We start from the raw sequence: 23,260 nt of genomic DNA, 5'->3' as shown, positions 1-23,260 counted from the left end.
TTGCGTCTCCGCTTTTCGGGAAAAGGCCGGGGAGTTTTCGGATCGCGCCGAATTAAGGTCGACAATGACTGGAAATTCGGGCCGTAGGGCGGTATGTGACATGTCGGATATCGAGGCAAGTGGTGGCCGCTTCGCGTGGAACGTCCCGGACCGGTCCCCCAACTCTAGAGACACGTTGCGCAATGGTCAGCTATATCGACGCCGCGGAAGCCCCGCTCAAGAATACAGGTCAGGTCCGCCTCTACGGCCCGGACGACTTTGCAGGCATGATGCGGGCCGGTCAGTTGACGGCCGCCTGCCTGGATGAACTGGCAGCGCTCGTCAAACCCGGAACGACCACGCAGGAAATCGACGATTTCGTCTATCAGTACGGCATGGATCACGACGCCCTGCCGGCAACGCTGAATTACCGCGGGTATACGAAGTCCTGCTGCACGTCCATCAATCACGTCGTCTGTCACGGCATTCCGAACAACAAGGCGCTGCGCGAAGGCGACATCGTCAACATCGACGTCACCTTCATCCTTGACGGCTGGCACGGGGATTCCAGCCGCATGTATCCGGTCGGACCGGTCAAGCGGGCGTCGGAACGGCTGATCGATGTAACGTACGAATCCCTCATGCGCGGCATCGAGGCAGCGAAACCCGGCAATACGACCGGCGATATCGGCGCGGCGATCCAGACTTACGTGGAAGCCCAGCGCTGCTCCGTCGTGCGCGATTTCTGCGGACACGGGCTGGGACTGCTGTTCCATGACACGCCCAACATCCTGCATTACGGACGCCCCGGCGAAGGCGTGGAACTGAAGCCCGGCATGATCTTCACCATCGAACCGATGGTCAATCTGGGCCGTCCCCACGTCAAGGTTCTGGGCGACGGATGGACCGCCGTGACACGCGACCGGTCGCTGTCGGCCCAGTTCGAACACTCTGTCGGCATCACCGCGGATGGCTGCCAGATCTTCACCACCTCGCCAAACGGCATTCACAAGCCCGGGCTTCAGGAAGACTAGGGTACTCCCCTGCCCTGACCGGGCTGGCCGCCAAATGGGCATTCGGCCTTTCCGGATCACCTGTCCGTGTCTCTGGTTTTGCGGTTGCATTTGAAATGCCCTCTGGCAGATAATGCAATCATGAGGCGTGTTTTCAGTTCGCCACACTCCAGAAAAGAGACGACGTGGCGGAGAGACAACGTGGCGGCAAATCCTGAACCGGCCGACAAGACGCAGGCAACGAAGGGACACCGCCAGAGGCTCCGGGAGCGGTTCCGCAAGTCCGGCGAAGACAGTCTCGCCGACTACGAGCTTCTGGAATTTCTGCTTTTCTCCGCCCTGCCGCGCCGGGATACCAAACCCGTCGCCAAGGCCCTTTTGCAGCGCTTCGGTTCTTTTTCCGCGGCCCTCGCCGCACCACGCGCACGCTTGTGCGAGATACCGGGCCTGTCGGACGTCAGCATCGACGCGCTGAAGGCCGTACACGCCGCAATCGCCCGGTATCACAGAGCCGAACTTCAGGAACGCCGCCTGCTCGATTCCTGGCCTCGGGTTCTCGATTATCTGCGTGCCTCGATGGAACTGAACACCGTGGAGGAGTTCCGCATTCTGTTCCTCGACCGCAAGAACGGCCTGATCGCCGACGAGGTGCAACAGACCGGGACGGTGGATCACACGCCCGTTTACCCGCGAGAGGTGATCCGCAGGGCGCTTGAGCACGCCGCGACCGCCCTCATCCTGGTCCACAATCACCCTTCGGGCGATCCCACGCCGTCGCGCGCGGACATCCAGATGACGAAGACGATCATCGAGATCGCGGCGCCGCTCGGCATCGAAATTCATGATCATGTGATCATCGGGCTGCGAAAAAACGTCAGTCTTCGGGAACTTCAGCTGATCTGAGTCCCCTCGGCGCCCGGTTGGACGCGGTACTCTCCCGGTTTTGTCGTCCCGGTTTGCCGTGTAAATGGCAAGACCGGGATCCGGTCTCCCGCGCGGCCGGAGATCGAAGGATAACGGAGATACCAGCGCCTCCTGGTTTCCGGCCTTGCGCTGCGCTTCAGCCGGCATGGCAAGTCTGTTGGCTTGATATCGGTTCAAAAGTTCCATTCCGCCGCGAACCGGATTACGATGACTGCAACCAGCGCTCACAAGGCGCGAAAATCACTCTTGCAAACTTTCGTAGAATTTTACCGTTATTTTACTAGTATCTTGGGAACTTTCCTTAACCCGGTTCGTCAATACTTGGCCCACATCAACTGGGCCTATGCATGAACAGATCAATCAAAAACTCAGGTGGTCAAATCGCAAGTGCGATCATCTTTCCAATGCTGATCGTCGTGATGACTTCCGTTGCCGGCATTTTCGGCCTGATGAACTGGTCTGCGCGGCTTTCCGATGAATCTGCCGAAGAATCCCAGCACAAGCTCGTCGGAGGCGCCCTCCAGCTCACGCAAAACTATATCGCCAAGCAGCAGACCGGTGTCGTGATCTGGGACGAGGCTTTCCGCGCGGTCAAGGACCCGTCCGAGAACGAGCGCTGGATCCGAGACAACATGATGAACTGGCTGGCCGGCAATCACGGCTTTACCAAGTCGGTCCTCTTCGACAGTGATTTCAACGTTGCGTCCGTCTTTTCGCAGAACAATGACACCGATTGGATGACGCCCGGCCTGATTGACGACATGGCCCCCGCAATCGCCAAGGCGCGCGCGCGCTACATCACCTCGTTCCAGCCGACCCCGTCCGGGCTCTATCGCTTCATGCCCCGGGGAGAGACCACCCACCACTCCATTGCGGAGACGGGCATCGTTCCGCTGCTGGGGGAACCCCATCTTTTCACGGCAGCCGCCGTCGTGCCGCAGATCCAGACGGTTTTCAGCGACCGCGCAGCGCCCGCCGTTCTCGTCAGCCTGATTCCCCTGCGCGGCCAGAAGCTGAACAACATTTCCGACATGTCGCGCCTGCAGGGCTTCGTGCTGGCGCAGGATCAGAACGACCGCTACGGTGTCGGTACCTACGATCTTCAATCGCCGCGGGGCAAGAATATCGGTGTCATCGCCTGGCAGGCGAGCCGGCCCGGAACCCAGATGCTCCAGCGCATCAATCCTTTCCTTGCGGTCGCAGCCTTTCTGATCGCCGCCGTGGTCATTGCGGTCACGATGTTCACGCGCCAGATGACGAAGCGGCTTGCGAGAAGCGAAGCCAAGGCCGTGCATGCCGCCCGCCACGACGCCCTTTCGGGATTGCCCAACAGGTCCAGTTTCCAGTCTCTCCTGACCAGGATACTCGAAGAGGGTGAGCAGAACGGCACCAACACCGCCGTGGTTTATATCGACCTTGATCACTTCAAGGATATCAACGACACGCTCGGACACTCTGCAGGTGACAAGGTGATCGTCGGCGTCGCCAGCCGGCTGAAACAGGTGCTCCCGAGCAACGGCATCGTGGCGCGCATCAGCGGCGACGAGTTTGCAATGGTCCTCAGCGACTGCGAAAACGACGAATGGCTGGAATACATTCTGGACCAGGTGCAGGACGAGATCGCCAGGCCGGTCAAGATCGGTCGGCGCGAGATCTTCGCAAGTCTCTCGATGGGGGCGGCGATCGCGCCGCGCGACGGCAAGAACCCGGACGAGTTGCTCCGCAAGGCCGACATCGCGCTCTACGACGCCAAGGCAAACGGCCGCAACCGCCGTTCGTTCTTCGAACCGACCATGGAGCAGCATGTCCAGTCGAAGGATGAAATGTCGCGGGAACTCAGGCTGGCCCTCAGAAACGATCAGCTGGATCTCGCCTACCAGCCTCAGTCCGACACGGACGCAAAGAAGATCGTTTCGGTGGAAGCCCTCGCACGCTGGACCAAGGAAGACGGCACCGTCGTTCCGCCGTCCCAGTTCATTCCCGTTGCAGAGGAAACGGGCCTGATCGACGATCTCGGGATCTGGGTGCTCAACAAGGCTTGCGCGCGCGCACACGATTGGCCGGGCGTCGTCGTTTCGGTCAACGTGTCACCGAACCAGTTCAGGCATCCCCGCTTTGTCGAGAAGGTGATGGCCATTCTCGCCGCCAACGACCTGCCGCCGCAAAGGCTCGAGATCGAGGTCACCGAGAGTGTGTTCGCCGGCCGGGACGACTCGGTATTGAAGGCGCTCAGGCGGCTCAAAAGTCTCGGCATCAAGGTTGCCCTGGACGACTTCGGATCGGGATATTCCAGCCTGAGCTACCTGCGCCGGTTCCCGTTCGACACGCTGAAGATCGACCGGGACTTCGTTTCCGACATGAACGGAAACCCGGAAGCGGAAGCGATCATTGTCTCGATCATCCAGCTCGGCAAGGCCCTTGGCATGACCATCGTCGCGGAAGGCATCGAAACGATCGACCAGATCCGCTTCCTGCAGGTTCACGACTGCCACCGCATGCAGGGTTACTTCATCTCACGCCCTCTGACGAGCGTCGCGCTGAGCCAGTTCCTGCACGATTTTCATAATGAAAACAATGAGCAGCTTGCCGGGAGCGTCCAGTTTCCGGCTTAGCGGGAAGACCGCCGGCCGGCACCGCACACCTTTCATCTCACGGCTGAAGCCGATCGGAGATCTCGCCGGCGAAGGTGAGGAAGCTCCCGAAAGGCGTGTCGCCGGCACGGGCGTTCCAGTCCTCACCGGAGAGCATTGCCAGTCCTGCGCGCCCGAATTCGGTGCGCACCATATCCGTGAACCAGGCCACATGCTGCCGCCTGCGGCGTGAGAGCAATCCTGTTTCTTCCAGAAAAACGCGGTGCGCGTCGGCGCCGGCAATCAGCTCCGCGATTCCCGCACCGGTATGAGAGGACACCTCGGTCACGGGCACCTTCCATCCCTGCCCTTCCATGCGGCTGAGCGAAAGCGCACCGGTGACATCCGACGACGCCCTGCGCGCAAGCGCGCCGAGATCCGCCTTCGTCACGGCCACCAGATCCGGCAGTTCCATGATCCCGGCCTTCATGAATTGAAGACTGTCGCCGGAACCGGGCTGGATGCACAAGAGAACGGTGTCGACGGCATGTTTCAGATCCCCCTCGGACTGACCGATGCCGACCGTTTCGACGATCACCCGGTCGACGACTGCCCTGAACACCGTGATTGCCGCGACCGCCTGATCGGAAAGCCCGCCGAGCCGGTCGCGCGCGGCCATGGACCGCACAAAGACGCCGTCATCCAGCGGATCGGTCTTCAGACGGGTCCGGTCGCCAAGCAGGGCTCCGCCGGTCACCGAGGATGACGGATCGATCGCCAGCACGGCGACGCGCTTGCCCTCGGCCCTATAGGCCTTGATCAAGGCATCGGTCAGACTGGACTTTCCAACGCCCGGCGGGCCCGTCAGACCGAGCACGGCGCCCTTTGGATCCAGGCACAAATTGTCCAGGAAGGCGGCCGTTTCCCTGTCATGCGCCTCCGTCTCCAGGCGCGTCAGCACCTGGGCGAGCAGGCGTTTGTTACCCGCACGAAGGTCTCCAGGAGAAGGATAACCCGTCACTGCGCCTCCAAACCGGCCACGCCCGCGCCTCGGCCCAGCGCCATCTCAGCCGGACTGTTTGTGCTTGAGCGCCGACTGCGCCGCCGCCAGGCGCGCGATCGGGACTCGGAACGGCGAGCACGAAACATAATCCAGCCCGACGCTCTCGCAGAACGAGATCGATGACGGGTCGCCGCCATGTTCCCCGCAAATCCCGAGCTTGATGGCGGGCCGGGTCGACCGGCCGCGTTCGACACCGATCTTGATGAGTTCGCCCACACCTTCCGGATCCAGCGACACGAACGGGTCCTGTTCCAGGATGCCGCGGCTCTGATAGGTCCCCAGGAACGAGGCCGCATCGTCTCGGGAGATGCCGAATGTCGTCTGCGTGAGATCGTTCGTGCCGAACGAGAAGAACTCAGCGGATTCGGCAATTTCTGCCGCCTTCAGCGCGGCACGCGGGAGTTCGACCATCGTGCCGATCTGATAGGTCAGCTCCGTGCCGGTCTCCTCGGTAACGGCGCTGGCCATCGCCTCGATGCTTTTCCGGACAAGGTCCAGTTCGCCCTTCAGGCCGACAAGCGGGACCATGATTTCGGGCACGACGGGTGCACCCGTTGTCCTGGCTGCTGCCACGGCGGCTTCGAAGATGGCCCTTGCCTGCATTTCCGCAATCTCGGGATAGGACACCAGCAGCCGGCAGCCGCGATGCCCGAGCATCGGATTGAACTCTTCCAGAACCAGGGCCCTGTCGCGCAACCGCTCCGGATCTGCGCCCATCGCCTTGGCGACCTCGCCGAGTTCCTCCTCGGATTTCGGCAGGAATTCGTGCAGGGGCGGATCGAGCAGCCGGATGGTGACCGGCAGCCCGTGCATGATTTCAAAAAGATCCGTGAAGTCCTGCCGCTGCATGGGCAGGAGTTTGGCCAGCGCCGCCCGTCTGCCTGCCTCCGTGTCGGCCAGGATCATTTCGCGCACGGCGATGATGCGCTCGCCTTCAAAGAACATGTGCTCCGTGCGGCACAGGCCGATTCCTTCCGCCCCGAACTCGCGCGCGACCTTGGCGTCCTGCGGTGTTTCGGCGTTTGTCCTGACGGTCATCCGCCGGACGTTGTCTGCCCAGCCCATCAGCGTGCCGAAGTCGCCCGAAAGCGTCGGTTGCAGCATCTTCACCTCACCGGCGAGAACCTGTCCGGTCGCCCCGTCGATCGTGATGATGTCGCCTTCCTTCAGCATCCGTCCCGCGGCGTTGATCACCCCGTTGCGATAGTCGATGCGCAACATGCCCGCACCGGCGACGCAGGGTTTGCCCATGCCGCGCGCAACCACTGCCGCGTGGCTTGTCATGCCGCCGCGGCTGGTCAGGATGCCTTCTGCGGCGTGCATGCCGTGAATGTCTTCCGGGCTGGTTTCAACGCGCACGAGAATTGTCTTGCGGCCTTCCGCCTTGGCCTTTTCAGCTTCATCGGACGTGAACACGATCGCGCCCGAGGCCGCGCCTGGCGATGCCGGCAGGCCTGTGGTCACGATATCGCGCTCCGCACCCGGATCGATCGTGGGATGGAGAAGCTGGTCCAGCGCACCGGGCTCGACCCGACCGATTGCCTCTTCCTGCGTGATCAGACCTTCTTCCACCAGATCGACGGCGATCCTGAGCGCGGCCTTCGCCGTACGCTTGCCCGCGCGCGTCTGCAGCATCCACAGCTTGCCCTTCTCGATGGTGAACTCCAGATCCTGCATGTCCTTGTAATGCGCTTCCAGTTTTGCGCAGTAGGTCTGGAACTCAGCGAATGCCTCCGGCATCAGGGCTTCGAGCGAGGGACTGGAAGACCCGGCATCCTTCCGGGCACGCTCCGTGATGTCCTGGGGCGTCCGGATACCGGCAACGACGTCCTCGCCCTGTGCATTGACGAGAAACTCGCCGTAAAGAAGGTTTTCACCTGTCGACGGGTTGCGGGTGAACGCAACGCCGGTCGCCGAGCTTTCCCCCATGTTGCCGAACACCATCGCCTGGACGTTGACGGCCGTGCCCCAGCTGCCGGGAATGTCATGCAGCCGCCTGTAGGTGACCGCGCGCGGAACCATCCAGGAACTGAAAACGGCGCCGATTGCGCCCCAGAGCTGCTCCTGCGGGTCCTGCGGAAAGGGCCGCTCAAGCTCTTCTTCGACGAGCGCCTTGAACTTCTCGATAATGCCGAGCCAGGCATCGGCATCGATATCCGTGTCGAGCGCAAGCTCGTTCCGCTCCTTGTAATCCTCGAGGATTTCCTCGAACTCGTGATGATCGAGGCCGAGAACGACGTCCGAGTACATCTGAATGAAGCGCCTGTAGCTGTCATAGGCAAAGCGGCGGTCGCCTGCTTCGCGTGCGATGGCCTCCACGGTCTCGTCGTTGAGCCCGAGGTTCAGGACCGTGTCCATCATGCCGGGCATGGAAACCCGTGCACCCGAGCGCACCGACACGAGCAAGGGCCGCTCCGCATCGCCGAAGGACCTGCCTGTGGCGGCACCGACCTTCTCCAGCGCCTCAGCGACCTGCGGTTTGAGCTCGTCCGGATAGGCTTTTTCGTGCTCGTAATACCAGGTGCAGACTTCAGTCGTGATCGTGAAGCCGGGTGGAACCGGCAGGCCGAGGCTGCTCATTTCCGCAAGGTTGGCGCCTTTTCCACCGAGCAGATTGCGCATCTCAGCCGCACCTTCCGCTTCACCATTGCCGAAACTGTAGACCCACTTGGCCATTTGAAACTCTCCTCGCCTGGCACTGGAGACGCGACGCCCCCAGCTCATTGTTGCGCCGCACATACCTGCTACGGCAAAGGATTGTCTTCAAGTCCTTTTTTGGCGGAAAGCCGCTTTGTTTCGACAGAACAACAGCAATTTCCAACGCAGAGCAAAATCAAATGGATTTAAACCCTCAGAAAGTTTCGCACACGCCTTGCCGCTGGGCCTTAAAGACGCCATTCTCAACAGCGATAAGCGAGAAAATGATTGCCCATCGACCCAGCATGCGAGGACATATGACTGATTTGGCCGGCGCCGTTTCCCGGATTCACCGCAAGCGTTCGCGCCTGAAGGTTCTTGCGCTGGCGAGCACGATGGCATTCGCACCGTTCTCAGCTTTTGCGGACACGGACTCCAAGGCCCAGGTCTTCGGCACACCCTCGAATTTGCCGCTGACGCTATCCGGAAGTTACCTGTCCGGCCGCCTGGCCGGTTTTCAGAAAGACTATGGTCATGCTGCGGCGTTCTATGAAGAAACACTCGCAGCCGATCCGACCAATACCATGCTTCTGGAGCGGACGTTCCTGCTGAAGCTGGCCAATGGCGACGTGGACGAGGCCGTCCACTATGCCGGAGAGCTTGAAAACGCCGGATTGCAGAACTTCCTGGCCCAGCTCGCGCTCGGCGGACAGCAAATCGTAGACGGAAACTACGACGAGGCCGATCAGTCGCTCGCCAAGGGACGAAACGGCCCCCTCGCCCAGCTGTCCATCGGCATTTCCCGCGCCTGGTCGCTCTACGGCAACGGCAAGGTCGACGAGGCGATCGATTTGATCGACAACCTGCGCGGCCCGGACTGGTTCGAAGTCTTCAAGGCGACGCACAAGGCCCACCTGCAATTCGCCGCCGGCCGGAATCAGGATGCACTGGAAACGATCGAAGGCGCCTATGCCCTCGATCAGGCCGCAATCCGGGTAGTCGACGCCTATGCGCGCATACTCGCAGCAAACGGCCGTCAGCAGGACGCCATTGCAGCGCTCGATCAGTACGACCAGCAATTCCGCGGTCATCCCAAGATCGCGCAGACCAGGGCGTTCCTTCAAAGCGGCGATGTCGTCCCGCCGATGGTCTCCGACCCGGCGCAGGGCATGGCCGAAATTCTCTATGGACTGGGTGCCGTCATCGGCCGCGACGGCGGCGAGGAGCTGTCCACGTCCTACCTGCAGCTTGCCCTACACATGGACCCGACCGCGGAATTTGCGGCCATCGCGCTCGGCAGCGTCTTTGAACGCATGCAACAGCCGGCGCGCGCAATCGACGCCTTTATGCGCGTTCCCGACGACAGCGTTCTGAAGCGCGAAGCCGAAATCCAGGTCGGGCTGAATTTCAACGCGCTTGACAAGGTCGATGAAGCGCGCAGCCACCTGGAAGCATTGATCGCGAAGGATCCGTCAGACCTGGAAGCCGTGATCGCACTTGGAAACATCCTTCGCGCGCACGAGATCTACGACGAAGCCGAAACCATCTACTCCCAGGGGATCGACACGATTGCCGAGTTGGAACCCCAACACTGGCTGCTGATGTATTTCCGCGGCATCACGCGTGAACGTCTCGGCAAGTGGGACATGGCCGAAGCCGATTTCCGCAAGGCGCTGGAGCTCAACGAAAACCAGCCCCTGGTGCTCAACTACCTTGGTTATTCGCTTGTCGACCAGGGTCTCAAGCTGGATGAAGCGCTTGAAATGATCAAGACGGCGGTGGAATTGCGACCTACCGACGGCTACATCGTCGACAGTCTCGGCTGGGTCTATTTCCGCCTCGGCCGCTTCGAGGAAGCGGTCAAGGAGCTCGAAAGGGCAATCGAACTGCGCCCGGCAGACCCCGTCATCAACGACCATCTCGGCGATGCCTACTGGATGGTCGGCCGGCGCAACGAAGCGCGTTTCCAGTGGAACCATGCGCGCGACCTTGGTCCGACCGAAAAGGACCTGCCGAAAATTCTCGACAAGATTGCCAATGGATTGCAGGAACCGTCCGTGACGGATGCCGCCAAGGCAAAGAGCGACAACAACGGCGGGTAAGCAGATCCAGGATGACCGCGTTGAGAAGTGCTGCACCGGCGGCCGAACTGGCACGCGCCAAGGTCAACCTGGCGCTGCACATCACCGGAAAGCGGGCAGACGGCTACCACTTGCTTGAATCGCTGGTCGTTTTTCCGCAGATCGGCGATCGGCTGTCAGTGGAAGCATCCGAAACGCTTGAGCTTGTCGTCGAGGGCCCGTTTGCCCATGATCTGCAGGGTCCTGCGGACGAAAACCTCGTCGTCAAGGCGGCCCGTCTTTTCGCGGATGCAGCCGGTCTCGACCCGCTGAACCTCAAGATCACGCTCAGCAAACGGCTTCCTGTGGCGTCCGGCATCGGTGGCGGATCCAGCGACGCGGCAACCGCTCTCAGACTTCTGGAAGACCATACGGGGACTTATCTCGACGATGATCGGTTAAAGAGCATCGCCCTGCAGCTGGGGGCAGACGTTCCGGTCTGTCTGTCGGTTCAGCCACAGCTGATGCGCGGAATTGGCGGCGAGGTGACCGCCGCCCCGCAGATGCCGACATGTGGTATGGTTCTTGTCAATCCCAGGCTTGGCGTGTCGACACCGGAGGTGTTCAAAACCTTGCAGAACCGCAACAACCCGGCCCTTCCCAGCTTTCCAGGCAGCTTCGAAACCCTGTCGGACCTTACTGATTTTCTGACGCTGTGCCGCAACGATCTGCAACAGCCCGCGATCGCTGTCTGTCCGGAAATCGGTGACATTCTTCAAGCCCTCACCGCCGAGGATGACATTGCGTTTACGAGAATGTCCGGTTCAGGCGCCACCGTCTTCGGCCTGTGCGAAGCCGGCCGGGAAATGGAGCTTGAGCGCTCGCTTCGCAAGCAACGTCCCGATTGGTGGATTGCTTCGGGACGGCTGGCCTGATCAGGCTTGTTTGACCCGGAAGGGTTGGGCGCGCGCGACCTGCGAACGCGCCGCCAAGACAACCGGACAGCTCAGCTGACCCTTGAAATACAGAACGCCACGGTGTCGGCCAAAGCGTCGTTGTAGGAACCTTGCGGCAGCGTTTCGAGTGCTTTCAGGGCCTTGTCGCCATAGTCGCGCGCACGGCTGACGGTCTCGGCAAGGGCATCGTACTTCTTCAGAAGTTCGATTGCCTGCTCCAGATCGCCGTCTTCAACACCTTCGCCTTCGAGGCAGCGCTTCCAGAACAGTCTGTCTTCATCACTCCCGCGCGCCACCGCCAGGACGACAGGCAACGTGATCTTGCCTTCCCGGAAGTCGTCGCCGACATCCTTGCCAAGATCAGCTGATGACCCGCCATAGTCGAGCGCGTCATCGACGAGCTGGAAGGCATAACCGAGTTCGAGGCCGTAGGTTCGGGCCGCCAGTTTCGTGGCGTCGGTCTGGTCCGCGATCACCGGGCCCACCTCGGCCGCTGCAGCGAAAAGCGCAGCCGTCTTGGCCTCGATGACACGCAGATAGTCCGCTTCCGTCGTGCCGATGTTCTTTGCCGCACCCAGCTGCAGCACCTCCCCTTCGGCAATGATCGCGGAGGCGGATGAAAGGATCCGGAGCGCTTCGAGCGAGCCGACGTCGACCATCATCTTGAAGGCCTGGCCGAGAAGGTAGTCACCGACCAGAACGCTGGCCTGATTGCCCCAGAGTTTGCGGGCGGCCAGCTTGCCCCGGCGCATGTCGCTCTCGTCAACGACATCATCATGCAGAAGCGTCGCCGTATGCATGAACTCGACACTCGCGGCCAGCACGACGTGACCGCTGCCCTGGTAGCCGCACATGTCCGCGAATGCGAGCGTCAGCATAGGCCGCAGGCGTTTGCCGCCGGACGAAATCAGGTGCTTGGCGATCTCCGGGATCAATTCCACATTGGAGCCGGCCTTGGACAGGATCAGTTCGTTCACGTCCGCCATGCCCGGCGATACGAGATCGACGAGCGGTTGTATGCTGGGACGGCGCGACTGGCTGTCAGAATATGTTGTTGCGACAACGGCCACTTATGGCACTCCTCGAATATTTGAGCGGACAATATGGCGCTAAGGGCTCCGGGGCAAGACGCCAGCACGTTGACAAACTGTTGAAATGCCACAAACACATGATTTTGCTGTAAACCAGTCCGCAGGGGTTTTTAAGGCAATCCCGCATTCGAAGGCCGCTAAACCCGGAAAACATATGGAAGAACTTCTCAGAACGAATGATCCGGTCCTCATTTCATTCCTGGAATCGATCCTGGAGGAAGCCGGAATCAAGCATTTTGTCGCAGATGGCAATATGAGCATCATGGAAGGATCACTGGCAATGATCCCGCGGCGCATCCTCGTTGACAGCGACCAGATCCACAAAGCGCGCAGCCTTGTCCGAGATGCGGGCCTCGAACACGAATTGCGGCCTGTCAAAGACGCGAACTGACATGGTTTCCCCAAATGAAGCAGATCCCGAAACCATTACGCGCGACGCCTTTCTGGGCGGCCAGGTGCATGTCTATCAACCGAGGCGCGGCCGTCACCGCGCAGGCCTGGACGCGGTCTATCTCGCCGCTGCGCTGCCCGAGAATACTGAAGGGCATGTGGTGGATCTCGGCGCCGGCGTCGGCACGGCGGGCTTTTGTGCCGCCGCACGTCTTCCCGGCATAACCGTAACGCTGGTCGAGATAGACGAAACCGTCTTGACCCTGGCCGAACGGGCCCTCACCGATCCTGAAAACACGCGTTTTTCCGATCGCATCCGCCTGCTTCCTGCCGATATCACCGCCAAGGGCAGCGTTCGCCATGCCTCCGGTCTCGTGCCGTCCATGGCCGACCACGCCATCATGAACCCGCCGTACTATGAAGCGGAAAAATTCCGCGCATCGCCCAACGCGGCGCGGGCGGATGCTCACATGCTCGATGAAAGGGGTCTGGAACCCTGGGCGAAAACGGCGACCGACATCGTGCGCGAGGGCGGCAGCCTGACCGTCATCTTCCGCGCGGACGGTCTGCAGGAACTGCTGACGGTTCTGAAGGGCCGTTTCGGCGCGACCGATGTGATCCCGCTTCGGCCGCGTCCCGATGCCCCTGCGACGCGCGTTCTCGTGCGCTCGGTCCGCGCAAGCAGGGCCCCACTCAGGCTCCTTCCGGGGTTTGTCCTGCACGAGGGCAGCGGCTCGGATTTCACCAGCCAGTCCCGACGCGTCATGCGCGACGGACATGGTCTGGGCCTGACGGCACGTTGAGCGCGAGCGCTGTCAGTGCATCAGGATTTCGCCATCGGCGAAGCGGAAGTCGACCGGATCTATGAGGTTCTGATGGGCGACCCGCACGGAATGGATCCGCCCTTCGATCTCCCGTTCCCAGAAGTCCAGAAATTTTGTCAGTTCGGGAAATTGCGGCGCCAGGTCCTCCGTCTGCCAAAGAAAGCTCTGCAGGAATTTCGGATGATCGGGAAGCCGGTACAGGATCTCGGCGGTCAGCAGGCCGTATCCCAGGAAGCGCTTTTCAAAGTCTGAGCTGGTTGTCATGCCAATCCTTTCTTTGTTGCCAAGAAAGAGTGTCACGGAACAGCGGTTAACCAAACCCGACTTTTTGTTAATTGCTGTTTATAAACAGCACTTTAGCAGCATTCAACAACAACTGCTAACAATTCTCCCTGTTGGTTTCATTCTTGGTTCACTGGCTCTGGATAAGTGTCAGATACCCGAGGAAAGCGTCGATGTCGTCCGCTTCGAAGGCCACTTCCGGCATGTTTTCATGGCCGGTCACGATCCCTTCCGCAAGCGGCTCTTCAAGGCTTTCCAGCGGATAGAGTTTGGACAGGTCCCGGAATGCCGGCGCGCCCGGCTGCGCACTGACATCCTCCTTGCCGACCGCATGACAGGTGGCGCAATGGATCTGCGCAAGTTCCTCCCCGGTCGCAAGGCTCACCGGATCGGACGGATACGCCCCGTCGGATGCCTGCAATGCCTGCCCTGCCATCAGGATCAAGACACTTGCGAGAAACAGCCTGCTGCCTGCCACGACATTTCCTCCCTCGAATCAAACACAGGAAACATAGATGCTTCGAGGGGTTCTGCACATTAGGTCATCCCCTGATGCCGCCCACTGCTGTCCGGTTGAGCTCGGAATTGATCTAGAGCTTAATCCGACCAATGAACTTGTCATTCCGGTTGACGCGAAACGGAAGGCCTGAACCCAGTAACCATCTGACTTTCAGTCGTTTTTCAGTCTCTGAGCACAACGGGCACTGGGTCCCGGCCTTGCCGCGCCTGCGGCAAACCGGGATGACAAATCGGGAAACAGGCCAGATCCCGATTTAGTGCCGCACGAAATCATGCGGTTTCTCAATGACGCAAGTTCGGCAGTACCTTCCAGACGAGACAGCAACGGATGCTCACAAGCCGCAATGTGGAGGGTATGACCGCCAGACATCACGTGTTAGGTCCTTTGGGTGGCCGGAACATACCGGTCAGAGCCGGGTCTCCAAGCCTTGCCGTACTTTGGTCCGGGCTGACCTTGGTGCTGTCCGACCTATATGATGCCGGAAAACCAAACGCCCAGGAGACGCCATGAGCCCGACGCCCCTTCCCGCTTCCATCGACGATACGCTTCATCTCATGGATCAGGCGGGTTATGTCGCGGACAGATCGCTGGCGACCGTCCTCCACCTGGCGCTCAAGATGAAGCGTCCCCTGTTTCTCGAGGGAGAAGCCGGTGTCGGCAAGACTGAAATAGCCAAGGTCCTCTCCACCACGCTCGGCCGCGACCTGATCCGCCTGCAATGCTATGAGGGCCTCGACATCGCCTCGGCCGTCTACGAGTGGAACTACCAGGCCCAGATGGTCGAAATCCGCGTTGCCGAAGCCTCGGGCGACACGGAACATGCCGACCTGTCCAGATCGATCTTCGACGAACGGTTCCTGATCAAGCGTCCGGTCCTGCAGGCCCTCGAACCCTCGATCAATGGCGCCCCGGTCTTTCTGATCGACGAACTGGACCGGGCCGACGAAGCTTTCGAAGCGTTTCTTCTGGAGGTGCTTGCAGACAGCCAGGTCACGATACCGGAGCTCGGCACGGTGCGCGCCGAGGAACCTCCCATCGTGATCATCACGACGAACCGCACGCGCGAGATCCATGACGCCCTGAAGCGGCGCTGCCTTTATCATTGGGTCGACTATCCGGATGCCGAACGGGAACTGGAAATCGTGCGCAGAAAGGTGCCGGGTGCGGCCGAACGGCTGGCCCACGAGGTTGTCGCATTCGTTCAGAAACTCCGTGCCGACGAGGATCTCTTCAAGCAGCCGGGCGTCGCCGAGACCCTGGACTGGGCAACGGCCTTGTCGGAACTCAACGAAATCGCGCTCGATCCCGATCTTGCCTCCGACACGCTGGGCGTTCTTCTGAAATACCAGGATGATATCGAGAGGGTGCGCGGCTCCAAGGTCCGTCACATGATCGACGAGATCCGAAAGGACGTCCCGCAGGTCCAGTCGATGCCGGCCGTTTGAGCGCCGGACAGATGCCAGCAACCGAAATCCGCTCCCGGATAACCGACAACATCGTCTATTTTGCCAGAACGCTGCGCAAGGCGGGCGTTCCGGTCGGGCCGGCGTCGGTCGTGGATGCCGTCAATGCCGTCGAGGTCTCCGGGATCGAAAACCGGGAGGATCTCTACTGGACACTTCATTCGGTTTTCGTGCGCAGACGCGAACACAAGGTTCTGTTCGACGAGGCCTTCCGGATCTATTGGCAGAGCCGCGGCCTGATCGAGAAGATGCTGTCGATCCTCTCGCCCGTCGCTCCGCCGCGCGGCGCCCCGGAAAAACCGAAAGCCGGTCAGACCCGCGTTTCCCAGGCCTTCCAGGCCGCCAAGGAACGGGTTGCGGAAGAGACCGTGCCCGAGATCGAGGTTGACGCGAAATTCACCGTCTCCGGCAAGGAGTTGCTGCAGACGAAGGACTTTGCCCAGATGACAGCGGAGGAGGTCGCTGCGGCCAAGAAGGTGCTGCGGGCCATGGCCATGCCGATGGACAAGATCAGGTTGCGGCGCCTGACGGCAGCACCGCGCGGCCGCGTCGACCCGCGCAAGACCTTGCGCGCCTCCATGCGCGCCGGCGGTGAGATCATCGACCTGAAATTCAGAAAGCCCGCAGAGAAGCGGCCGCCCTTGGTGGCGCTGTGCGATATTTCCGGCTCGATGAGCCAGTACTCGCGCCTGCTCCTGCATTTTCTCCACGGGATGACCGCCGAGCGGCGGGACGTGCACACGTTCCTGTTCGGTACCAGACTGACCAATGTCACCCGGCAACTGCGCATGAAGGACCCGGACGAGGCGCTTGAAGCCTGCTCGGCCGGGGTCGCGGACTGGTCCGGCGGAACCCGGATCGCCTCGGCACTTCACGACTTCAACAAGCACTGGTCGCGCCGGGTCCTGTCGGGCAAACCGACTGTTCTGCTGATCACGGACGGCCTGGAACGAGACACCGATGAGGATCTGGCCCGCGAAATGGATCGCCTGCATCGGTCCTGCCGGCATCTGGTCTGGCTCAACCCGTTGCTGCGCTTTGACGGGTTCGAGGCGAAGGCGAAAGGCATCCGGGCCATGCTGCCCCATGTCGATGAATTCCGTGCCGCCCATTCCCTCGACGCGGTCGCGGATCTGGCCGACGCCTTGTCCGGAGACCGGCGGAAAGACGGATCGAAGGATCCCCGGAAGTGGCTCTAAGTCAGGACCGTCAACCGACTGTTTTGGCCTTGGACTAGCTTTCCTTGCGATAGAGGATGGTGCCGCGCTGATTGATGAGCAGGACCTCCCCCGAAACCGGGTGCACGTAGACCTCGACCCGCTGTCCTTCGGGCGTCGTGCCGTACACTTCCCAGCAGCCGCCGTCTTCCTTCATCCGGCGCACCTGCCAGCCTTCGCTGACCAGTCTTTCGGTAACCTGTTGTTCGGACAGCCATGCCGATTTTTCGGTCGCTTCGCATTCGAACATGCCCGTTGCGCAGACCGGAAAGGTTAAAAAGCACGTCAGCAGCGACGTAGCCGTGTGAAGCGTGAAGTTCATCGTTTCGTCCTCTCTAACTCAGGGTTTCCGATCAGGCGGCAGCCGGTTTGGCCGCGGGATTGTAGAACCGGTAGACCCGGTAGGCCTCGAGCAGCGCGAGCGGCACAAAGTGGACCAGGGCTGGACCGAACTCGTTGTGCACGAACATCCAGTGCACGAGCGTTGCCACGGCGGCCAGGTATCCGAACCGCTGCAGGGGCTTCCAGTAACGGCCGAGCCGTTTGACCGACGCGTCATTCGACGTGGCTGCCATGGGAACAAAGACGAAGAAGGCCAGCCAGCCGGTCCAGATGCCGAGCGCCCAGAATTCGCCCAGGATGGACTGCCAGGAGCCCATGTCGACAAGGTAAAGGACAGTGTGCAGCGCCGCGTACAGGAAAGCCGCGACCCCGAAATAGCGCCGTCTGCGTAACATCCAGTACCAGAACGCGTTCTTGGGAAACATCAGCCGGAAGGGCGAAATGATCATCGAGATGATCATGAAGCGCGCCGCGAATTCACCGGTCGGATGAAGCAGGAATTCGGTCGCCGGACGCCCGTCCTCGGACACCGTGCCATTGAGAAGCGCAAGCGTCATCGGGATCGACGGCAGCGCCAGCAGTGCCCAGATGAATACCCTTGAATTCAATATGTCCCTGAAAATCGACACCCGCACCACCCGTTCATCCGATCAACCCTTGATCTAGAGAGACTACACGGCAGATGTCGCACAGATGTCCCCGGGTGGGACCGGAATTGTCGCAAGATGTAACGGGCGTCGCTGGTTCCTCCGGAACCCTGCCGGGTCAGCGTTGGGGCACTTGGAACCGGCAGGGCCCGGATATCGGGTTTTGACAACCCGTCGGCAAATATAGTTTCAAATTTTCGAAACTAAATGCGGCACGCTGTCCCTGCGACCGCCTGGCAGAGCTTGCCGCCCCGCGCTAGGGTACGGACCCGTAAATGAAGCCGATTTGGCGGCAGAAATGGAAAAACCTCGCGAGGAAGCGTGTGCAGAGCGGGCTTTATGCCCGGTCAAGCGCGGTGACGCTGCGAGGTAAAGCCATTTTGCCGTCCTTCGGATTTGGTCGCTTTGGCCATCTGCCGCGTCGCGAAAGGCTTGAAAATGAACCACATTTCCTGCGCTTTCGCTCCTCGCAGTTGGTCAAAACGATCCAATCCAAATTGACTTCATTTACGGGTCCGTACCCTAGGGCAATGCGATGACGGGCGTCCTGACACCGACCCTTTGAAACAGGTCCTCGATGTCGATGTTGGCCATGCGGATGCAGCCATAGGACACGGCGCGTCCGATCGAACCGGGTCTGTTGGTGCCGTGGATGGCGTAGTTGCCGTTGGAGAGCGTCATGGCAGCTGCGCCCATGGGATTGTTCGGCGCGCCTCCCCGTATGACATCGGGCAGATGCGGAAAGTCCCTGCGCACTTCCGGCGAAGGCGACCAGTCCGGCCGGACATATTTCGCCGTGATCTGCGCCCGGCCTGTCCAGGCCTTGCGTGGTTTGCCGACCGCGACCTTGTAGCGGATGGCCCTCTTGCCGCGCAAAACCAGATAGAGCCGCTTTTCGGAATTCTTGATCACGATCGTGCCGGGCCGGAACCTGTGATCGGAAAATCCGACCAGCTCGGCAGCGGCCGCAGGCAATTGAAAACTGCACAGGAAGAGGAGAGCAATGAGCAGGCTCGCGACTCGCGGACAGGACTGTTGACGCATGACTTTTCCCTGGTTTTGAAAGGGAAAATACCGTGCACGCCACCTTGAAAGAAGCTGTGCGCCTCTACTTTCTTAACTGAAGGTTAATTCCCGGATCTGCGCATCACGGCATGGTCAAACTCGCGGCATCGAGGAAACCGGGCCGGATGCAAGACGTAGAATGTGGGCGTCCGATGCGTTGGGTGTGACAGCCGTCACTATGAAGAACCGCCTGGAAGACGACATTTGGAGCGAACAGAGGCAACGGGAGACAGGCTTCGCGCCAACCCCGTCTCAATTCGCGAAACCAGACGAGATCCGAGATTCAAGGAAGGAACAGTCCAATGCACCCCATTCGTTTCCGGCGTGACCGCACCCCGAACAGCTTTCGAATGCTGAAATCGATCGTTGTGTCTTTCGCTCTGCTGGCCGGCTGGTCGCTTCCCGCAGCCGCCGGCTCGATTTCCGGCACCTACACGCTGTCGCCCGCAAACATCGACACCGGGTTTTCCGTGCGCGTGCTGGGTGGCCGCCCGGTCCAGGGCGAATTCAGCAAGGTGTCGGGCAAGATGGTTCTCGATCAGAACCGCCCCGAAAAAAGCAAGGTCAACGTGACGATCGACCTTTCGAGCGTGAAAACCAACAATGACAAGGTGACCGGTTTCCTGAAAAGCTCCGCCATGTTCGATGTCGCCAAGTACCCCGTTGCCAAGTTCCAGAGCACGCGCATCCGGATCACGGGCAAATACACGGCGGAAGTCGAGGGCGTTCTTTCGCTGCGCGGCAAGACCAAGCGCACCAAGCTCGACGTTCAGATCACCGGCAACAAGGGCAACGGGCGCGTGGGCTTCACGGTCTCCGGCGGATTTTTCCGCAGCTTCTATGGCATGGAAGCCGGTCTGCCGATCTATGCCGACAAGGTCAACATCAAGATCAGCGGAACGGGCCGCCGGACCTGACAGCCCGGCCCGAAACGAAAGGGGACGCACATCCGGCCGGATTGCGTCCCCTTCGCTCATCTTCTCCGGACGTCTTGCGCCGGCCTCAACGCAGTTTCGGCGCCCCCTCGCGCCATTCGTAGATAACGTATTCCGGCCGGTTGCCATCCCCCTTCTCATCGAATTCGACCGCTCCGAGCACGGTTTCGAAGGTCTGGGTTGAAAGCGCATCCGCAACCGCCTGGAGTTCCGTGCCGCCGGCCAAATTTGCCGCCTGCGCCCAGGCCTGGATCGCGGCATAGGTGGCCAGGGAATAGCGGTCTGCGGACTTCCCCGCTTCTTCGAGCGCGCTGACCAGCTCGGTGCTCTGTTCTATGTCGCGCGGGTCGATCGGATAGGTCAGCATCGTGCCGTTGCCCGCCTCGCCCGCCACGGCCATGAACTCATCGGTCATCAGCGCATCCCCCGCCACCAGCACGGCATCAAGGCCCTGCCGGTCCATCTCGAGCTTGATCAGCCCCGCCTCCGGATGATAGCCACCCAGGAACACCACGCCGACATTTTCAAGGCCGAGCTGCGAGACGATGTACCGGTAGTCATCCTCGCCCGCATCGAACCCGAGCGAGAGTTCCTCGGATTTGCCCAGATCGTTCATCACCGCCTTGACCGCGTCGGTCAGGCCTTTTCCATACGCGGTCTTGTCATGAAGCAGGGCGATGCGGTCGTTTGCATAAGTGTCGGCCAGAAACTGCCCGGCGACCTCGGCTTGCTGATCGTCCCTGGGCGCCAGGCGGAATACACCCTCTCCGGCGCGGTCATCGGTGAATTTCGGCAAGGTCGTTCCCGGAGAGATCTGGACGATGCCGGCCCCTGCGTAGACCTCGCTCGCCGGGATCGAGGCGTTGAAACAGAAATGTCCGGCAACGAAAACCACGTCCTTTCCGATCAGCTGGTTGGCCACGGCGACGGCCTTGTCCGCGTCGCAGTTGTCATCGGCCACCTCGAGCACGAGACGCTCGCCATTGACGCCCCCGGCCGCGTTGAGATCGGCCACCGCCTGTTCCGCGCCCGCCCGCATCTGCGCACCGAGGTCACGGAACTGCCCGTCCATCGGTCCTGCGACGGCGATCGATATCTCGGCGCTGGCCGGAGCGGCCGCCAGCCCGGCAGCAAGAAGAGCCGCTGTGAATATCAATCGCTGCTGTGTCATCCGGTTCTCCAGCATGTGGGAAACTACCATTCATCCCTATCGCCGAAGGCAAAAAATCTCAATCCGGAGAATGGGATCGAATTTCAGGCCTTGTCTTTGCGGGACCGCGTTTCGCCCTATTTTGCCTAGGCATACCATGGTCCGGGGTCTAAACTCCGCGCCGAAACCGAGATCCTACCCGATTCCGCCGAGGCCGGCCCAGGAGCAAGAAGACATGATGATTCCCGTTTCAGAGCAAGGCCGGCTGCCGCTCGACACGCAAAGCTTCCGCGAGGCCATGAGCCGTATCGCGGCAGCCGTTCACGTGGTCACCACCGACGGTCCGGCAGGACAACAAGGGGCGACGGTCTCGGCCGCCTGCTCCGTCAGCGACGATCCCCCGAGTATCCTGATCTGCCTGAACCGCCAGACCCGTGTGCACAGCGCGGTGCTCCAGAACAGGTGTTTCTGCCTGAACACCCTGAGCGACGACCATGAGGGCATATCCGACAGCTTTGCCGGCCGCGACAATCTGGAAATGCCGGATCGCTTCGCCAAGGCCGATTGGACGAGACTGGCGACCGGCTGTCCGGCCCTCGACAGTGCGCGCCTGAGTGTCGATTGCGAGATCTACTCCGTTTCGGAGATGGGCACGCACTCGATCATCGTCGGAACCGTCGTTGACCTGCGCATGACCGACCCGGGCAAGTCGCTCATTTATGTCCGCAGGGGCTACAAAAGCCTCGACACCTGAGCGCTGCGGGATCAAACTGGCCCTTGGGGTACGGACCCACAAATGAGGCTGAAATGGCATGCGAAATAGCGAGATCCCGTTAGGAAGGGTGTGCGGAGCGGGCTTCCTGCCCGGTCAAGCACGCTGACGCCACGGGGTGAAGCCATTTCCATGTCCTTCGGATTTGACCGGATTGCGCCTCCCCGGCGTCGCGGAAGGCTTGAAAATGAACCACATCTCCTGCGCTTCCGCTCCTTGAGGAGAAGCAAGCCGCCTCAAACCATTTCGGCCTCATTTATGGGACCGTACCCTAGTCTCAGGTTGGAATTTCCCCGCATGTTTGGCCCCCGCAATCTCATCACCGACGTTCCCGGTCTCAAGATCGGCAATTCATCCGACATGGATCTCAAGTCGGGGGCGACGGTGCTGCTTCCCGACGAGCCGGCTGTCGCGTCCGTGGCTATTCACGGCGGCGCACCCGGGACACGGGAAATCGCGCTGCTTGAACCGGAACAGACGGTCGAGAAGATCGACGCCGTCGTTCTGGCGGGCGGATCCGCCTTCGGCCTCGATGCCGGCGCGGGTGTTCAGGGACGGCTGGCGGAACTCGGTTATGGTTTCGAAGTCGGGCCGGTCCGGGTTCCGATCGTTCCGACGGCCATCCTGTTTGATCTCCTCAACGGCGGCGACAAGAGCTGGGGGCAAGCGGCCCCCTACCGAGATCTCGGCCGCTCGGCGCTTGATGCCGTTTCCCTTGATTTTGCGCTCGGTTCGGTTGGCGCCGGCACTGGCGCGACCACCGCAAACTTGAAGGGCGGTCTGGGGTCGGCCTCCCAGGTGCTCGACAACGGCGTGACCGTCGGCGCAATCGTCGCCGTCAACGCGCTCGGGCGCGCTACGATCGGGGAAGGCCCACACTTCTGGGCGTCACCCTTCGAAATCGGCGACGAATTCGGCGGACGTGGCATCGCTAACCCCTTCCCGCTTGATGCCGTCGAGGTACGAACCAAGCTCGACGCGCTCAAGGCCGGAGCCAACACCACGATTGCCGCTGTTGCAACCGATGCGGTCCTGACAAAGGGCGAAGCCAAGCGGCTGGCCGTCATGGCGCATGACGGTCTTGCAAGGGCGCTCTGGCCTGCGCACACACCCCTGGACGGCGATCTTGTCTTTGCCCTGTCGACCGGACAGCGCAAACTGGAGAGCGGCCTGGAGGACATGGTCCGGCTTGGGGCAGGGGCCGCCTCCTGTCTTGCCCGCGCCATCGCCAGAGGGATCTATAGCGCCTCGCCCGCTCCCGGAGACCCCGTACCCACGTGGCAAGACAAATTTGGCACCTAGACAAATCTGAAGCAGGGCCACAGCCGTAGTCTGGGCACGTCACAAGCCCAAAGGTCAC

Annotated in this window: 21 protein-coding genes; 12 read left to right on the top strand and 9 right to left on the bottom strand. The window is 61.1% G+C overall.

Annotated elements, in window-relative coordinates; genetic code table 11:
• Positions 1 to 182: 182 nt before the first annotated feature.
• The 3 genes from map (at position 183) to ACO08A_RS22775 (ending at position 4,528) form a co-directional block, all read left to right on the top strand.
• The gene (map, locus tag ACO08A_RS22785; RefSeq protein ID WP_319382603.1) at positions 183 to 1,013 is read left to right on the top strand and encodes a type I methionyl aminopeptidase; all 831 of its coding nucleotides are present in this window, start codon (positions 183 to 185) and stop codon (positions 1,011 to 1,013) included.
• A 180-nt stretch (positions 1,014 to 1,193) separates the two neighbouring features.
• Entirely contained in the window at positions 1,194 to 1,895 is a 702-nt protein-coding gene (gene radC, locus ACO08A_RS22780) for a RadC family protein (protein ID WP_422038213.1), read from the top strand.
• A 368-nt stretch (positions 1,896 to 2,263) separates the two neighbouring features.
• Positions 2,264 to 4,528 (top strand): bifunctional diguanylate cyclase/phosphodiesterase, encoded by a 2,265-nt coding sequence (locus ACO08A_RS22775; RefSeq protein WP_422038212.1) that lies wholly within the window; start codon positions 2,264 to 2,266, stop codon positions 4,526 to 4,528.
• Between the two features lie 37 nt (positions 4,529 to 4,565).
• Here ACO08A_RS22775 and ACO08A_RS22770 read toward each other — a convergent pair whose 3' ends face one another.
• The gene (locus ACO08A_RS22770) at positions 4,566 to 5,507 is read right to left on the bottom strand and encodes an ArgK/MeaB family GTPase (protein ID WP_422038211.1); all 942 of its coding nucleotides are present in this window, start codon (positions 5,505 to 5,507) and stop codon (positions 4,566 to 4,568) included.
• Positions 5,508 to 5,552: 45 nt separating this feature from the next.
• Positions 5,553 to 8,225, bottom strand: a complete 2,673-nt coding sequence (gene ppdK / locus ACO08A_RS22765) for a pyruvate, phosphate dikinase (protein WP_422038210.1) — start codon at positions 8,223 to 8,225, stop codon at positions 5,553 to 5,555.
• A gap of 278 nt (positions 8,226 to 8,503) precedes the next feature.
• Between ppdK and ACO08A_RS22760 the strand changes: the two genes are divergently transcribed.
• Complete coding sequence (locus ACO08A_RS22760) at positions 8,504 to 10,288, top strand: tetratricopeptide repeat protein (RefSeq protein WP_422038209.1); 1,785 nt, start codon at positions 8,504 to 8,506, stop codon at positions 10,286 to 10,288.
• Positions 10,289 to 10,299: 11 nt separating this feature from the next.
• A complete protein-coding gene (locus tag ACO08A_RS22755; protein ID WP_422038208.1) occupies positions 10,300 to 11,181 on the top strand; it encodes a 4-(cytidine 5'-diphospho)-2-C-methyl-D-erythritol kinase in 882 nt (293 codons plus the stop codon).
• A gap of 71 nt (positions 11,182 to 11,252) precedes the next feature.
• On the opposite strand, the gene ACO08A_RS22750 is transcribed toward ACO08A_RS22755, so the two are convergent.
• Complete coding sequence (locus ACO08A_RS22750) at positions 11,253 to 12,272, bottom strand: polyprenyl synthetase family protein (protein ID WP_422038207.1); 1,020 nt, start codon at positions 12,270 to 12,272, stop codon at positions 11,253 to 11,255.
• A 175-nt stretch (positions 12,273 to 12,447) separates the two neighbouring features.
• Between ACO08A_RS22750 and ACO08A_RS22745 the strand changes: the two genes are divergently transcribed.
• Complete coding sequence (locus ACO08A_RS22745) at positions 12,448 to 12,684, top strand: DUF2007 domain-containing protein (RefSeq protein ID WP_422041795.1); 237 nt, start codon at positions 12,448 to 12,450, stop codon at positions 12,682 to 12,684.
• A 1-nt stretch (position 12,685) separates the two neighbouring features.
• Positions 12,686 to 13,486, top strand: coding sequence for a tRNA1(Val) (adenine(37)-N6)-methyltransferase (locus ACO08A_RS22740; RefSeq protein ID WP_422038206.1), 801 nt, complete (start codon positions 12,686 to 12,688; stop codon positions 13,484 to 13,486).
• A 12-nt stretch (positions 13,487 to 13,498) separates the two neighbouring features.
• Here the strand turns inward: ACO08A_RS22740 and ACO08A_RS22735 are convergent, their stop codons facing one another.
• Together ACO08A_RS22735 and ACO08A_RS22730 are read right to left on the bottom strand one after the other, a co-directional pair.
• The gene (locus ACO08A_RS22735; protein WP_422038205.1) at positions 13,499 to 13,771 is read right to left on the bottom strand and encodes an usg protein; all 273 of its coding nucleotides are present in this window, start codon (positions 13,769 to 13,771) and stop codon (positions 13,499 to 13,501) included.
• A gap of 148 nt (positions 13,772 to 13,919) precedes the next feature.
• Positions 13,920 to 14,267 carry a c-type cytochrome gene (locus ACO08A_RS22730; protein ID WP_422038204.1) on the bottom strand — a complete coding sequence of 116 codons (348 nt, stop codon included), beginning with the start codon at positions 14,265 to 14,267 and terminating at the stop codon, positions 13,920 to 13,922.
• Positions 14,268 to 14,815: 548 nt separating this feature from the next.
• Between ACO08A_RS22730 and ACO08A_RS22725 the strand changes: the two genes are divergently transcribed.
• Positions 14,816 to 15,754 carry an AAA family ATPase gene (locus ACO08A_RS22725; protein WP_422038203.1) on the top strand — a complete coding sequence of 313 codons (939 nt, stop codon included), beginning with the start codon at positions 14,816 to 14,818 and terminating at the stop codon, positions 15,752 to 15,754.
• Between the two features lie 11 nt (positions 15,755 to 15,765).
• Positions 15,766 to 16,971 (top strand): vWA domain-containing protein, encoded by a 1,206-nt coding sequence (locus ACO08A_RS22720; RefSeq protein ID WP_422038202.1) that lies wholly within the window; start codon positions 15,766 to 15,768, stop codon positions 16,969 to 16,971.
• A gap of 34 nt (positions 16,972 to 17,005) precedes the next feature.
• Here ACO08A_RS22720 and ACO08A_RS22715 read toward each other — a convergent pair whose 3' ends face one another.
• From ACO08A_RS22715 to ACO08A_RS22705, 3 genes are all read right to left on the bottom strand, one after another.
• Positions 17,006 to 17,311 carry a PepSY domain-containing protein gene (locus ACO08A_RS22715; RefSeq protein ID WP_422038201.1) on the bottom strand — a complete coding sequence of 102 codons (306 nt, stop codon included), beginning with the start codon at positions 17,309 to 17,311 and terminating at the stop codon, positions 17,006 to 17,008.
• 31 nt (positions 17,312 to 17,342) lie between these two features.
• Complete coding sequence (locus ACO08A_RS22710; RefSeq protein WP_422038200.1) at positions 17,343 to 17,960, bottom strand: sulfite oxidase heme-binding subunit YedZ; 618 nt, start codon at positions 17,958 to 17,960, stop codon at positions 17,343 to 17,345.
• Between the two features lie 540 nt (positions 17,961 to 18,500).
• Entirely contained in the window at positions 18,501 to 19,022 is a 522-nt protein-coding gene (locus ACO08A_RS22705) for a L,D-transpeptidase (protein WP_422038199.1), read from the bottom strand.
• Positions 19,023 to 19,345: 323 nt separating this feature from the next.
• Between ACO08A_RS22705 and ACO08A_RS22700 the strand changes: the two genes are divergently transcribed.
• Complete coding sequence (locus tag ACO08A_RS22700; protein ID WP_422038198.1) at positions 19,346 to 19,960, top strand: YceI family protein; 615 nt, start codon at positions 19,346 to 19,348, stop codon at positions 19,958 to 19,960.
• Between the two features lie 85 nt (positions 19,961 to 20,045).
• Here the strand turns inward: ACO08A_RS22700 and ACO08A_RS22695 are convergent, their stop codons facing one another.
• Positions 20,046 to 21,149 carry a branched-chain amino acid ABC transporter substrate-binding protein gene (locus ACO08A_RS22695; RefSeq protein WP_422038197.1) on the bottom strand — a complete coding sequence of 368 codons (1,104 nt, stop codon included), beginning with the start codon at positions 21,147 to 21,149 and terminating at the stop codon, positions 20,046 to 20,048.
• A 214-nt stretch (positions 21,150 to 21,363) separates the two neighbouring features.
• On the opposite strand from ACO08A_RS22695, the gene ACO08A_RS22690 reads away from it, so the two are divergent.
• Together ACO08A_RS22690 and ACO08A_RS22685 are read left to right on the top strand one after the other, a co-directional pair.
• On the top strand, positions 21,364 to 21,882 hold the full coding sequence (locus tag ACO08A_RS22690) for a flavin reductase (protein ID WP_422038196.1): 519 nt from the start codon (positions 21,364 to 21,366) through the stop codon (positions 21,880 to 21,882).
• Positions 21,883 to 22,197: 315 nt separating this feature from the next.
• Positions 22,198 to 23,202 (top strand): P1 family peptidase, encoded by a 1,005-nt coding sequence (locus ACO08A_RS22685; RefSeq protein WP_422038195.1) that lies wholly within the window; start codon positions 22,198 to 22,200, stop codon positions 23,200 to 23,202.
• Positions 23,203 to 23,260 lie beyond the last annotated feature (58 nt).

The organism is Roseibium sp., assembly GCF_965232425.1.
GTDB lineage: Bacteria > Pseudomonadota > Alphaproteobacteria > Rhizobiales > Stappiaceae > Roseibium.
This window is presented reverse-complemented; position numbering and strand designations above follow the sequence as displayed.